Consider the following 12,654-nt stretch of genomic DNA (forward strand, 5'->3'; position numbering starts at 1 on the left):
AAAAAAGATTCATAAAATTGTTGTATAAAATTGAAAAAACCCCTTGACTTTTCAGAAACACCTCCATAATCAGCGTGAATACCAGTTCTTGGTATATCTCGTACGAAATGGGGTTTTTTTGTTGAAAAAAAGCAAGTTTTTAGAAGCGATTGAAGTATGTAGGGAGGTATTGTACGATTTCCATTTCATGTGCGATTCCCGCATGAAATCAACCTACTTTACACGTAAAGGAGGCAAATTGACTTTCCCAGAAACAATTTTGTTTGTGCTAAATCTAGTAACGAGAAGCTTGCAGATTGAGTTGAATGACTTTTTTGAGTTGATTAAAAAAGAAGGAGAAATTATAAGTAAACAGGGATTTTCACAAGCGCGAAAAAAAATAAAACCAGAAGCCTTCAAGACGTTATTTGACACCATTACGACGTGGTTTTATCAGACAAATAACTCCTTTAAATATAAGGGCTTCCGGTTATATGCGATTGATGCGTCTATCATAGAAATAGCCAATTCCCAAAGGCTAAGAGATACCTTCGGCGCATCAAAGGGCAATGGCAAGGAACTTGCCAGAGCCATGGTATCTACTATTTATGATATCGGAAATGATTTATTTGTAAAGGGGATAATCACAAAATGTACAGATAGCGAGCGCACAGTAGCGATAGAATTAATTGATAGTTTCCTAGAACTGCGTTCTAACCACGACCTTTTTCTTTTTGACCGTGGGTATCCATCTCAATATTTCTTTCACTATCTTTTGAAGAATAAAGTGAATTTTGTTGTTAGAACGCCAGTTAATTTTTACCGAGCCGCTATAAAAGAAGGGATCCCTGATCAGGTCATTGAACTCAAGTATAAAAGCAACGTCATGCGTTTGCGTGCGGTCCGTATCCCATTAGGCTCTGGAGAAGATGAATTACTTATAACGAATATATTAGATGAGTCTTTTGATATTCCGGCTTTTAAAGAGTTGTACTTTAAACGATGGTCAATCGAAACAAAATACGATGTCTTAAAAAACAAAATACAGATTGAAAGATTCTCAGGCGAAACAAAACAGACGATTGAACAAGAGTTTTATGCTGCTTTATTTTTAAGCAACATGGCTTCCCTACTAAAGCATGAGTCAGATGTGATCATCGCCGAGGATCAGAAGGATAAAGACTTAAAGCACAAATATAAAACTAACACCAATATTTTAATTGGCGCACTAAAAGATAAGCTCATTTGTTTAATCATTGAACCAAGTCAAAGGCGAAGAAAAAAGATGTATAAAGACCTACTGAACGAAGTTCAGCGAAATAGAGTCCCAATTAGACCTGGAAGGAAATTTAAACGTTCCAGAGGGCTAAATGCGAATAAACATGGATTTGGACAACGACCAGCTATCTAACAAAACGAACAAATAGGAAAATCAGGGAAATGCCAAAAAAATTAAATAGGCACTTCCCGGGCATCCTATTGGCTTTTTTAGTTATCAGAATATTATAAACATCAATTTTGGTTTACCACTGGTAATTACTGGTTTCTTAACTTGATGACATTGGGACAGATCCCCTCCATCATTTGACAATTTAATTTTGCGATTGAAATCAAGGGTAATTTGCGGTAAAGTAGCCATTATAAGAATCCTTTCTGTGGTTATTTCGTTGGTGTTTTAACCTTATCAGAAATGGATTCTTTTTTCATTTATCAAGTGAATTAACATTTAACAAAAAAGCTTATTGGAATAACGATTGTAACCAATTAATGATTTTCTATGAATAATTCAGGTATAATATTTCCATCCAAGTCTTCACTGCTGTCGCTAAAATTAAAATTCCCATTATTCCTTGTAAGACCCTTGTATTGACCTTTTTTCCAACGTTAGCTCCTATAGGTGAAGCAATCAGACTGGCAACAACCAAAATAAGAGAAGGCAATATAGGTACATGGCCTGTTGAGATTTTTCCTGAGACAGTTCCTATTGATGAAATAAGCGTAATGGCTAAGGATGATGCAATGGTCATTCTTGTTGGTATTTTTAATAGGACAAGCATGATAGGAACTAATAAGAATGCTCCTCCTGCTCCTACAATACCTGATCCTACACCTACGATAAAGGCAAATGAAGCAGCTAGCCATTTATTAAACTTGACTTGATCTAAACGGTTAGCATCGATTTCTTTTTTAGGTACAAACATTAAAATAACAGCAATAATAGCTAAAATGCCATATACGATATTAATTCCACTATCCGACATGTGAGTGGAACTCATTCCCCCAATAAAACTCCCAATTAAAACGCTAATTCCCATATTAACAATTAATGTTTTATTTAAATATCCGCCACTACGATAAGCCCAAACACCACCAAGCGTCGCAAAGAACACTTGGATGGCTGTAATTACTGAAACTTCATGTGATGTAAAATGACCCACCCCTAAAATTACTGGAATATATAATAACATTGGATAATTTATAATGGCTCCTCCTATTCCTAACATTCCAGAAAGAAAGGAACCAATAAAGCCAATTGTGAAAATAGTGATGATGAAATTAATATCCATATAGATCCCCCCTCTTTAGAAAACGTATTGTCAAAACTTTATATAGAAATAGGCTATTATATCCTATAATAGCGGGGCTTTTTGAGCAAAAAAATTGCCACCCCCTGAATTCTAAGGATAATTGAGGTTACCACACACCCAACAACCTAGAATAGGAAGTGACAAATTGTACCCTCAAATTATAACCTATTTACTTACTTTTATTAAGTACCAAGATCAGGTTATTCGAACATTATTAACTCTTTTGATTGGGAAAAGTATGTTTGATAAACCTGTAGAAAAACCTGTAAATAAGCCTTATCGAAAACTACAGGTAGACGACCTCCCAATCATCGAAACCCTACAAAAGTTTGATTATAAACTTCTTTTGAATGAGTATCAGGAGAAAAATGGGAAACCCCTTAAACCTGTTCGAAGACACTCAAATTCAAAAACAACTGTTCCTTCCAGCATAAAATGTCCAAAGTGTGGTGCTCCATCTGATTTTCTTTATGCAAATAACGGAGACAAGGGACAGTATCAATGCAAGGTGTGTGCATGTTTGTTTAACCAAAAAAATCATTATTCAAAAGAGGCAATTTTAAAATGTCCTCACTGTGCTAAAACGCTTGAAAAGGTCAAAGAGAGAAAAGATTTCGATGTATTCAAGTGTAAAAACAACGACTGTTCTTATTACCAAAAGAAACAAAATGGACTATCTTCAAAAGAGAAAAAACAGTTTAAAAAGGATCCACAGGCATTTAAAATGCGTTATATTTTCCGTCAGTTTCGTATCGATTACCAACCCTTATCGAAGCGTTCACCTCAGAAACCAAAGTTGGATTTATCAAGACTATATGTGTCGCCACATACATTGGGACTGATTTTGACCTACCATGTGAACTATGGGTTGTCAGCCCGTAAAACAGCTGCACTCATGAAGGATGTACATGGTGTATCCATCTCCCACCAAAGCATTTTGAATTACGAAAATAGCGTAGCACTGATGCTTAAACCTTATGTGGACCATTATCCTTATGAGCTTTCTGATCAATTCTGTGGAGACGAGACCTACATTCGAGTGAAAGGTCGCTGGCATTATTTATTCTTCTTTTTTGATGCCGTAAAAAAGATTATTCTGTCTTATCCTGTTTCTCCTAATCGAGATACTCAGTCAGCCATTCTGGCTATCGATGAGGTTCTTCTAAAGATGAAGGAAATCCCTAAAAACCTCACGTTTATTGTAGATGGCAATCCGATTTACCTATTAGCCCAACATTTCTTTGCCCAACATGATATTTCGTTTGATGTGAAGCAAGTCATTGGATTAACCAACGAAGATCCAGTATCAACAGAATACCGACCACTCAAGCAAATTATTGAACGACTCAATCGAACGTTTAAAGGAAATTATCGCTCGACTCATGGGTTTGGATCTGATCATGGATCTGTTTCTTTCGTCACTTTGTTTGTCGCATACTTTAACTTTCTACGGCCTCATTCAGCCTTAGAAGGAAAAGTACCTGTGATTCATCCAGAGTTACTTCAGCTTCCCAATATGCCAGCAAGATGGACTAAGCTAATTGGATTAGCTCAAGATTGGATTATAGAACAAACAACCTAGCTTTTGTTTAGCTGAGCCCTGAACCAGCAATCGGCGGAGCGAACTCTTGACAAACCGAACTTGCCAATGGTTTAAAATGGAAAAAATCAAGGGCTTATTTGGCATGCCTTCTTTTGTCCCCTTCGCCCTTGATAACCTGAATTCAAACCATTGGTGTGCTTGTCAAGAGCGATTGCAAGCCTCTCCACTTCAAAAAGGAAAGAAGAAAAAGACTTCAGGTTACTTTTTCATAGAAGTTTTGACACTACCTTAGAAAAAAAAGGAACCTTAATTGGTCCCCTTATAGTTCAACCTTTTTTAATCCAAAATTTCAACACTCCGTTTTCATCTTCGTGTTGTAATAATTCATGCCCTCCTGATTTAGCCCAAGCAGTTAAATCATTTTTAGCCCCTTTATCAGTTGTATGAACTTCTAATACCTGACCTGATTCCATCTCTCCCATTGTTTTTTTTGTCTTTACAATCGGCATGGGGCAAGCTAACCCTTTTGCATCTAATACTTTAGTTGATTCCATTATCATATTTTCCTCCTATTTATAAATTATCGGACTGCACAACGGTTTGGCCCTATTTCCATCTCACGTTGTTTATCTAAGTCTGGACTAATTTTCCCCATATTTGTTTCACGAATTTCTTGATAAGCGTTTGGTTGTGGTGGTAGGTTCTCTGTTACAAGTCTTCTAAACTCATTTTCGTCTTCCATATTTAAACCATGATTTTTCTCAAACAATGTACCTAATCTTTCTGATACACTACCGTCTTCATTCAGTTCATCAATAATCATAAAGTGAGCTGGAAGTACAATTAGTTCTTCTGAAAGTTCTCTGTAACGAGAGTAGAGGCTTTCACGTAAATCTGCTACCCAATCTTCTGCCATTCCTGCTAAATCGGGTCTTCCAATTGAATCAATAAATAAGATGTCACCTGACAGAAGGAATTTCCCATCCACAACAAATGATGTAGAACCGATTGTGTGACCTGGAGAGTACAGCGCATGAATATCAATTTCTGTTTTTCCGATTGTCACTACTTCGCCGCCTTCTAGAGCGTTGTATTCAAAAGTTACCTCCGTCGCATCTTTTGGAGGTAACCAGTATGTTGCACCTGTTTTTTCAGCGATGACTCTTCCTCCTGAAATATGATCTGCATGAAGATGAGTATCAAAAACATGTGTGATTTTTACTCCCATTTCATTCGCAAAGTCTAGAAAAATATCTGTCATACGAGTGGCGTCTATAATTGCAGCTTCTCCGTTAGAAATCACCATATAGGATAGACAACCTTTTCCGATGCGAACAAATTGGTGTAATTCTCCACCTTCCGTTAAATTCCCAATCTTTACAGGCTCTAAATGTTCACTCCATGCCTTCATACCACCTTGCAAATAAGAAACAGTTAAACCTTGTTCTGAAAGCATCTCTGCCACCATTACAGAAGAACCCTCTTTAGCACAAACAACTAATATTTCTTTTGTAGCAGGCAGTTTTTCTAAAATTTCTTCCACTCCATCAAGTAATTCAAAATACGGGATATTTAAATAATCAAAGTTTTCCCCTTCAATTTTCCAATCCTTAAAATCACTTTCGTTACGAACATCTAGAATAAATAATTCTTCTTTGTTAAATATTTTTTTAGTTACTTCTTTTGTCTGCATAACTTTAACAGTCATATCATTTACCCCCTATGGTATATTTTCGGTTAAAAAAATAATAAACCCTCTTAAAAGTTAGTGTTGCGTCTGCATCTTTAGCAAATTCTAAAGAGGTTACTGCTCCTCCTACTTCCATTCCATCAACAAAAGCATCTTTTTCTAATCCCATAACATTCATTGTCATTTGGCAACCAATGAATTTAACACCCATTTCTTGGGCCATTGCAACTAATTCTAAAATAGTTGGTACATTTGCATTAGCAAACCCTTGCGCGAAATGTTCTTTACATTGAGGCATTGGTAGCTGTTTGTATTCATTTTTATAAATTAAGTTCCCCCCTTCAAAAGTAAAGAAAATGGCCACTTCAATATCTGTTGCTGCTGTTTGTTGTTTCAACTTTCACCTTTAGGAAAGGAACAGTGTGTTCTGCCAAAAAAGTTTTTAACAGAACACACTATGGACAACATGAATTAGTATATACTGTTACTTCGTCCATATTAATCTCTCTATTTGATTAAAGAATCCGATTTCCCTGTCCAAGCACTCATGCCTGGAACCACATTAATCACATTATCAAAACCCTTTTCAGCTAACTTTTGAGCAGCAAGATCACTACGGTTACCTGTGCGACATACCACATAGATTTCATCATCTGCTTTTAATTCGTTTAAACGCAATTCTAATTCTCCTAACGGAATCGAAACCGCATTAGGTATATGATTAAATGCATATTCAGCTTCTTCCCTTACATCAAGAACCACGATGTTTTCATTCGTTTCTAGCTTCTTTTCAAGTGCTTCATTGCTAGTTACATTGGGATGTTTTCTTTCAATTGAAGCATCATTAGATGATTTTCTTAAATAATGTTTTAATATATTGTCTTCTTCAATTGTGCCAAGATAATGATGACCAGCACTATTAGCCCATGCTTGAATATCAGCTTTTGAGCCCTTATCTGTTGCTTGAACTTCTAAGACCTGACCAGCTTGTAAATCATTCATTGCTTTTTTTGTTCTTACGATTGGCATGGGGCAAGCTAACCCTTTTGCATCTAATAAAAAATCTGTTTTTAATGATTCCATCTTATTAAAACCTCCCGTTTTACCCCATTGGGTATTTGATTAACCGAAAATATTTACTTCGTCTCGCCTTCCCATGCAAGCATTCCACCAGTCATATTTATTACTTTAAATCCATGATCTTCTAGAAATTGACTTGCTTGACCACTTCTTGCACCAGAACGGCAAACCATGATATATTCTTTAGATTTATCTAATTCATGCATACGGAATTCTACTAGCCCTAGTGGGATATGAATGGCTCCTTGGATCTTACCAGTTGCAACTTCATCAACTTCTCGAACATCAATAATATTTAACGCTTTACCTTCTCTTAAAAGTTTCTCTACTTCTTTTGCAGTTAATTGTTTCATACTTTTGCCTCCTTATGATCTCCAGCCGCTCATTCCGCCTTTTACATTGGTCACTTTAGTATATCCTAATTTTTTTAACATTTTAATTGCGTTTTGACTTCTCATTCCACTTTGGCAAATAACAATTACTTCTTTATCTTTTGAGAGTTCTTTCTCCGCTTTTTGCATAATTTGTTGAAGTGGAAGATTTTTAAATCCTTTAATATTGTTTACTCTATATTCCCCAGGAGTACGGACATCAATAAATTGTTTATTTTTATCCTTTAACTCATCCCGTAGCTCTAATGCTGTAATCTGTCTTACACCTTTTGTAGGAATGAATCGTCTAATAATAAAAATTAACAGTAGCCCAATTATTATATAGTTTAGATATTCCAAGATTATCTCTCCCTTTTATGCAGGGAAGAATCCCCTACTGATTTAGATAAATAGGTTTACATTTCCATCTTCTGCATCACCCAAATAAGCAGCAACACCTGCATATTCAATATTATCCAACAGTTCTTCTTTTTGAAGTCCTAATAAATCCATTGTCATCGTACAGGCAACAAGCTTTATATCTTGTTCTCTTGCCATTTCGATTAAATCTGGAAGTGGCATTGCATTGTGTTTTTTAATCACATTTTTAATCATTTTAGGACCAAAACCAGCAAAGTTCATTTTTGACAGCCCCATTTTATCTGCACCTTTTGGCATCATTCTACCAAATATTTTTTCCATGAAGCCTTTTTTCACTTGAATATCTGCATCTTTTCGCAAGGCATTTAGTCCCCAAAATGTGTGAAAAATGGTTACTTCATGATCATACGCTGCTGCCCCGTTCGCAATGATATAAGCTGCCATCGCTTTATCATAATCGCCACTAAATAATACAATCGTTGTTTTTTTCTTTTCTGTCATTGTAGTTCCTCCTCATGTATCAGTCACCCTTACCTGTATGGGTATATTTATAAACAAAAAAATTTTAACCTTTTTTAATCCAAAACTTTAATACATCATTCGCTTCTTCATATTTTAGTAGCTTATGTCCACCCGATTTTGCCCAAGCAGTGAGATCGTTCTTTGCACCTTTATCAGTAGTATGGATTTCTAATACTTGACCAGCAGTTAATTCGTTTATTGCCTTCTTTGTTTTTACAATTGGCATTGGACATGCTAATCCTTTTGTATCTAACAATTTATCTATATTCATTCTATTAACTCTCCTTTCATCATTTACATTTACCCCTATGGGTATAATAGTAATAAAAATAAAAGTGGGTGTCAACCCTTTTATTTTTATCTACTTTTCACAAGCAGATTTACAGCTTCTTTTACTAAATCTTCTGTGTTTTTTTCTCCACTTTCTTCTGCATTGCGCACACACTCTACTAAATTAGAACTAACCACAACACCAATTGTCCGATCAATAGCAGCACGTGTTGCAGATAGCTGAGTTATAACATCCTTACAGTCTTTGTTTTCTTCCATCATCCTTAAAATTCCTCTAAGTTGGCCTTCAATACGTTTTACTCTATTTTTCATTTGCTCATTGTACTCCATATGATTATCCTCCTTAACAAATAATTACTTTTTAACTTGTCTCCTATCGTTACCTATGTTCTCCCATTTCATACTCATCAAAAAGGATATATCCAACTATCTTGAAACCTTTTTGGCTTAATAAACGAATTCCTACATTCTTTTCCAAGCGATTCGAAGCTACTACAATCAGATCGCTTTTTGATATATCTGTGTAATGCCTATTTATATAAGAAACTGGAATGTTAATCGCACCTTGTATAGGGCTTTTATAAGAAACATTATAATCTCTTATATCTACAACATTCAACATACTTAATTCAATATCTTTTTTATTTATTTGTGGAACCCCAATTATTGGGATATTCCTTCTAAAGATAAAGTAACCAATAATGATAAAACTTAAAATAGCAATAGTCATATGAATCTTTCCTCCTAAATGAAAGAGGCAGGAATAACTGACAAAATCTATATTATACCCCAATAGGTATTTTGTCAACACTCCTTTTTGTTTTTATTACTTAATCACTGGACATCTTCTTACTCAAGAGCACAAGCATTTGAAAACCTTGATAATTTCGAATAAGTATAATTGCTGTTATTACCTCCTATTATTTTAACTTTTGGATTTCAATCCATTGAGTTTTTTTAATTACTCATTTATAATACCAAGTATTACAATATGATTTTAAGGTTATTGTGGAGGTGCCATTATGAGTTTATTTAAAACTTTATTTAGCGAAAAGTGCCCTGAATGTAAGAAAACGTTAGTAACGGATAAAACAGCTTTTATGAATTCAATAGTAAAAAAGTCTTGTCCTGATAATCATTATCAAAAAGAATATCATCCAGCTCTTGAAACGTATGTTGAAAGCAATCATGTTTCTTAAAAAATATTAAAATGACAGGAATCATAAATTTTATGGGAACTAAGACTATATCCTCCAACAAAGAATGAGTATACAAAAACATTAGTTATTAATTATATTCCCTAATGCCGTACTGTTAACTTTGACAGATTATTTTACGAAAGATAAAAAGTATGACTCCAAGAGGCATGCTTTTAAAAGTATTTTTGATTAAACAGAAGTTAAATGCTTCCCTTTAATTTTTCTTCATTTTTTTCAATCCAAAATTTAATCACTTTTTCCTCTTGTTTTGTTTTTAAAAGGGTATGTCCGGCATTTTTTGACCATGCAGGCAGATCATTTAATGCACCTTTATCTGTCACATGGATTTCTAATATTTGACCGCTATCCAACTGCTCAATCGCCTTTTTTAGTTTTACAATCGGCATTGGGCAAGATAAACCAGTAACATCAACAACAGCATTCACCTGTATTTCATCAATATGTTCTGTATCTGATTCCCCAATTTGATTTGTTTTCGTTTCAATCGTTTTGTTTATAACGCTTCTAAATACAGAGGAATACGTTTTAAAACCTCCATCAACATTTTTAACAATGTATCCACTATTCTTTAATATCCTGCTTGCCAGATATCCCCTTAATCCAACTTGACAACTGACATATATTGTTTGCTCTTTTGGAAGACTATCTAATCTGTTCCTTATTTCATCTAACGGAATATTCAAGGAACCTTTAATATATCCAAATTCCCTTTCCATTGGCTCGCGCACATCAATCAATAACCCTCCATCTTTAACAATCTCATCGATTTCATGCCACTGAACCATTTCTAATTCACCTTCAATTATGTTAGAAGCTACATAGCCAGCCATATTAACAGGATCTTTTGCTGAAGAATATGGAGGAGCATAAGATAATTCTAAATTGGTCAAATCATTCACCTTTAATCCACCTTTTATTGCTGTTGCGATTACGTCAATCCGTTTATCAACTCCATCTGCTCCTATAGCTTGTGCACCAAGTATTTTTCCAGTTTCTTTATCAAAGATTAATTTTAAAGCAATTGGTACTGCTTCTGGGTAATACCCTGCATGAGAACTTGGATGAATATGAACAACTTCATATGAAACTCCTAAGCGTTTCAGCGTCTTTTCATTATTGCCAGTTGCCGCAACCGTTAAATCAAATACTTTAGCAATGGAAGTTCCCAATGTGCCATGATACTTCTCCTTTTTCCCCATCATGTTATTTGCCGCAATTCTGCCTTGTCTGTTAGCCGGCCCTGCAAGTGGAATCATAGCTTTTTTCCCGCTAATATAATCTACCACCTCAACTGCATCCCCGACAGCATAAATATCTTCATTAGAAGTCTGAAGGTATTCATTTACAACAATTCCTCCACGCTCGCCTAATTCAAGTCCTGCTACTTTAGCTAATTCATTTTCCGATTTAACACCTATAGAAAGAATGGTCATATCGGTTTCTATTTCTGTTCCATCAGAGAGAATAACTTTCTTTCCCTTATTAGCAAATGCTTGGACCCCGTTTTCTAATATTAGATTCACACCTTTTTCTTTTATGTTTCCGTGTAAAATACTAGCCATTTCTAAATCAATTGGTGCCATAATTTGCTTTGTCATTTCAATAATCGTTACTTCTACTCCTCTTTCTAACAAGTTTTCAGCCATTTCAATTCCAATAAATCCTCCGCCAATTACAATCGCCTTTTTAGGATGATTGGTATCAATATATTTTTTTATTTTATCTGTATCTGGAATATTTCTTAATGTAAATAATACCTCATTTTCACTTAATCCTGGAATTGGTGGAATGATTGGTTTAGCCCCTGGTGATAATAATAACTTGTCATAGGATTCCTTATACTCTTTCCCAGATTGTAAATTCTTAATGGTAACTTTTTTATTTTTAGGATCAACGCATAATACTTCACTTAAATTCCGAATGTCCAAATTGAATCGATCTGACATCCCTTTAACAGTTTGGACTAATAATTTGCTTCTGTCTTTGATTGTTTCCCCAATATAATAAGGAAGTCCGCAATTAGCAAATGAAATATACTCTCCCCTTTCTACAAGAACAATTTCTACATCTTCACTTATTCTTCTTAATCTTGCTGCAGCTGTGGCTCCACCTGCAACTCCACCTACGATAATGAATTTCTGTGACATGTTATTCCCTCCAACTATTTATTATTTCATTCGCATCAATATTTTTAAATATACCCCATTAGGTTTATACCTATATGGGTATTATAGAATATAAATTCCTTTTGTGAAGATTATTTGGATTTCTTTCACAATATCTTCACATTTGAATCAATTTCATAATCCCTTATTTTAAAGAAACACAGTTTTGCAGAATTTCGCTTCATCGATTTTTAAAAATTATGCTGCTTGTTTTTGATTGTTCAAAGCTGTGTTCAGTCGATCAACAGTTAATTTTGAAGCATTATAAACTAAGGTCACTAGATCAAAGTGAACTTTAGCACGTTTTCCTGTCCGGTAGCGAACATTGTCTAATTGAAAGTATAATTTTAGATACGCATTCACTCTTTCCACGGCAGTTCGGCGTTTAAAGATGGTTTTCCAAGCTTTTGAACCACGAGCTGGTGCTGTATATTTCCGTAGATCTGTAGTGATTTTCACTTTATATATCTTTTGACAACTATCTTCATCGGCGAGCGGACAGTTTTTACATTCCTTTGGACGTGTATATTTAAGTGTTTCATACTTGATATCAAAACTATCATATCGGTACGAATGTTCTCGGAAACAAGTAGGTGCGAAATGTATATCAAACCCTATTGGCTCAGGCTCGTTACGCTTGTTATAAGCAATAACCGATTGGTGATCCATTCGATGAATTTGTTCATATATTGGTTCATAATCATAACCTGCATCCATTGTTTGATAACGTAGCGTTGGAAGTTGAAAGCGTTTAAAAAATTTAAACTCAGTGTGCGGAACTAAAAAGAACCTGATCTTATTACATGGAATCAAGTCTTGAATCA

General features: G+C 34.9%; 15 protein-coding genes and 1 pseudogene. 3 read left to right on the forward strand and 13 right to left on the reverse strand.

Features of this window, described 5'->3' with window-relative positions; translation table 11 throughout:
* Positions 1-202 precede the first annotated feature (202 nt).
* Positions 203-1,390 (forward strand): IS4 family transposase, encoded by a 1,188-nt coding sequence (locus tag NKG37_RS01695; RefSeq protein WP_254414795.1) that lies wholly within the window; start codon positions 203-205, stop codon positions 1,388-1,390.
* Between the two features lie 364 nt (positions 1,391-1,754).
* Here NKG37_RS01695 and NKG37_RS01700 read toward each other — a convergent pair whose 3' ends face one another.
* Positions 1,755-2,546 (reverse strand): sulfite exporter TauE/SafE family protein, encoded by a 792-nt coding sequence (locus NKG37_RS01700; protein ID WP_254415693.1) that lies wholly within the window; start codon positions 2,544-2,546, stop codon positions 1,755-1,757.
* A 166-nt stretch (positions 2,547-2,712) separates the two neighbouring features.
* On the opposite strand from NKG37_RS01700, the gene NKG37_RS01705 reads away from it, so the two are divergent.
* Positions 2,713-4,149, forward strand: a complete 1,437-nt coding sequence (locus NKG37_RS01705) for a DDE-type integrase/transposase/recombinase (RefSeq protein ID WP_031540087.1) — start codon at positions 2,713-2,715, stop codon at positions 4,147-4,149.
* A 287-nt stretch (positions 4,150-4,436) separates the two neighbouring features.
* Here NKG37_RS01705 and NKG37_RS01710 read toward each other — a convergent pair whose 3' ends face one another.
* From NKG37_RS01710 to NKG37_RS01755, 10 genes are all read right to left on the reverse strand, one after another.
* A complete protein-coding gene (locus tag NKG37_RS01710) occupies positions 4,437-4,664 on the reverse strand; it encodes a sulfurtransferase TusA family protein (protein ID WP_031534664.1) in 228 nt (75 codons plus the stop codon).
* Between the two features lie 26 nt (positions 4,665-4,690).
* Positions 4,691-5,818, reverse strand: coding sequence for an MBL fold metallo-hydrolase (locus NKG37_RS01715; protein WP_101729303.1), 1,128 nt, complete (start codon positions 5,816-5,818; stop codon positions 4,691-4,693).
* Position 5,819: 1 nt separating this feature from the next.
* The gene (locus NKG37_RS01720) at positions 5,820-6,197 is read right to left on the reverse strand and encodes a DsrE/DsrF/DrsH-like family protein (RefSeq protein ID WP_254415694.1); all 378 of its coding nucleotides are present in this window, start codon (positions 6,195-6,197) and stop codon (positions 5,820-5,822) included.
* 110 nt (positions 6,198-6,307) lie between these two features.
* A complete protein-coding gene (locus NKG37_RS01725) occupies positions 6,308-6,883 on the reverse strand; it encodes a sulfurtransferase TusA family protein (protein ID WP_016203412.1) in 576 nt (191 codons plus the stop codon).
* A gap of 53 nt (positions 6,884-6,936) precedes the next feature.
* Positions 6,937-7,233 carry a rhodanese-like domain-containing protein gene (locus NKG37_RS01730; RefSeq protein WP_101729305.1) on the reverse strand — a complete coding sequence of 99 codons (297 nt, stop codon included), beginning with the start codon at positions 7,231-7,233 and terminating at the stop codon, positions 6,937-6,939.
* A gap of 12 nt (positions 7,234-7,245) precedes the next feature.
* Positions 7,246-7,611 (reverse strand): rhodanese-like domain-containing protein, encoded by a 366-nt coding sequence (locus tag NKG37_RS01735; RefSeq protein WP_016203415.1) that lies wholly within the window; start codon positions 7,609-7,611, stop codon positions 7,246-7,248.
* 42 nt (positions 7,612-7,653) lie between these two features.
* Positions 7,654-8,133, reverse strand: a complete 480-nt coding sequence (locus tag NKG37_RS01740) for a DsrE/DsrF/DrsH-like family protein (RefSeq protein ID WP_016203416.1) — start codon at positions 8,131-8,133, stop codon at positions 7,654-7,656.
* A 64-nt stretch (positions 8,134-8,197) separates the two neighbouring features.
* Positions 8,198-8,425 (reverse strand): sulfurtransferase TusA family protein, encoded by a 228-nt coding sequence (locus tag NKG37_RS01745; protein WP_016203417.1) that lies wholly within the window; start codon positions 8,423-8,425, stop codon positions 8,198-8,200.
* Positions 8,426-8,511: 86 nt separating this feature from the next.
* Positions 8,512-8,775 (reverse strand): metal-sensitive transcriptional regulator, encoded by a 264-nt coding sequence (locus NKG37_RS01750; protein WP_016203418.1) that lies wholly within the window; start codon positions 8,773-8,775, stop codon positions 8,512-8,514.
* 49 nt (positions 8,776-8,824) lie between these two features.
* Positions 8,825-9,175 carry a rhodanese-like domain-containing protein gene (locus NKG37_RS01755; protein WP_016203419.1) on the reverse strand — a complete coding sequence of 117 codons (351 nt, stop codon included), beginning with the start codon at positions 9,173-9,175 and terminating at the stop codon, positions 8,825-8,827.
* Between the two features lie 292 nt (positions 9,176-9,467).
* Here NKG37_RS01755 and NKG37_RS01760 point away from each other — a divergent pair, with 292 nt between their 5' ends.
* Positions 9,468-9,644 (forward strand): hypothetical protein, encoded by a 177-nt coding sequence (locus tag NKG37_RS01760; RefSeq protein WP_016203420.1) that lies wholly within the window; start codon positions 9,468-9,470, stop codon positions 9,642-9,644.
* Between the two features lie 200 nt (positions 9,645-9,844).
* Here the strand turns inward: NKG37_RS01760 and NKG37_RS01765 are convergent, their stop codons facing one another.
* Positions 9,845-11,812, reverse strand: a complete 1,968-nt coding sequence (locus NKG37_RS01765; protein ID WP_169189096.1) for an FAD-dependent oxidoreductase — start codon at positions 11,810-11,812, stop codon at positions 9,845-9,847.
* A gap of 216 nt (positions 11,813-12,028) precedes the next feature.
* Positions 12,029-12,583: pseudogene (locus NKG37_RS01770) on the reverse strand (transposase); the annotation flags it as partial.
* Positions 12,584-12,654 lie beyond the last annotated feature (71 nt).

Source organism: Niallia sp. RD1, assembly GCF_024219955.1.
Taxonomy (GTDB): Bacteria; Bacillota; Bacilli; order Bacillales; family Cytobacillaceae; genus Niallia; species Niallia alba.

Coding starts and splice junctions, on each gene's coding strand:
- NKG37_RS01730 (WP_101729305.1), bottom strand. CDS start 7,233: ATGAAACAATTAACTGCAAAAGAAGTAGAGAAACTTTTAAGAGAAGGT.
- NKG37_RS01760 (WP_016203420.1), top strand. CDS start 9,468: ATGAGTTTATTTAAAACTTTATTTAGCGAAAAGTGCCCTGAATGTAAG.
- NKG37_RS01710 (WP_031534664.1), bottom strand. CDS start 4,664: ATGGAATCAACTAAAGTATTAGATGCAAAAGGGTTAGCTTGCCCCATG.
- NKG37_RS01745 (WP_016203417.1), bottom strand. CDS start 8,425: ATGAATATAGATAAATTGTTAGATACAAAAGGATTAGCATGTCCAATG.
- NKG37_RS01725 (WP_016203412.1), bottom strand. CDS start 6,883: ATGGAATCATTAAAAACAGATTTTTTATTAGATGCAAAAGGGTTAGCT.
- NKG37_RS01750 (WP_016203418.1), bottom strand. CDS start 8,775: ATGGAGTACAATGAGCAAATGAAAAATAGAGTAAAACGTATTGAAGGC.
- NKG37_RS01715 (WP_101729303.1), bottom strand. CDS start 5,818: ATGACTGTTAAAGTTATGCAGACAAAAGAAGTAACTAAAAAAATATTT.
- NKG37_RS01765 (WP_169189096.1), bottom strand. CDS start 11,812: ATGTCACAGAAATTCATTATCGTAGGTGGAGTTGCAGGTGGAGCCACA.
- NKG37_RS01700 (WP_254415693.1), bottom strand. CDS start 2,546: ATGGATATTAATTTCATCATCACTATTTTCACAATTGGCTTTATTGGT.
- NKG37_RS01740 (WP_016203416.1), bottom strand. CDS start 8,133: ATGACAGAAAAGAAAAAAACAACGATTGTATTATTTAGTGGCGATTAT.
- NKG37_RS01755 (WP_016203419.1), bottom strand. CDS start 9,175: ATGACTATTGCTATTTTAAGTTTTATCATTATTGGTTACTTTATCTTT.
- NKG37_RS01695 (WP_254414795.1), top strand. CDS start 203: ATGAAATCAACCTACTTTACACGTAAAGGAGGCAAATTGACTTTCCCA.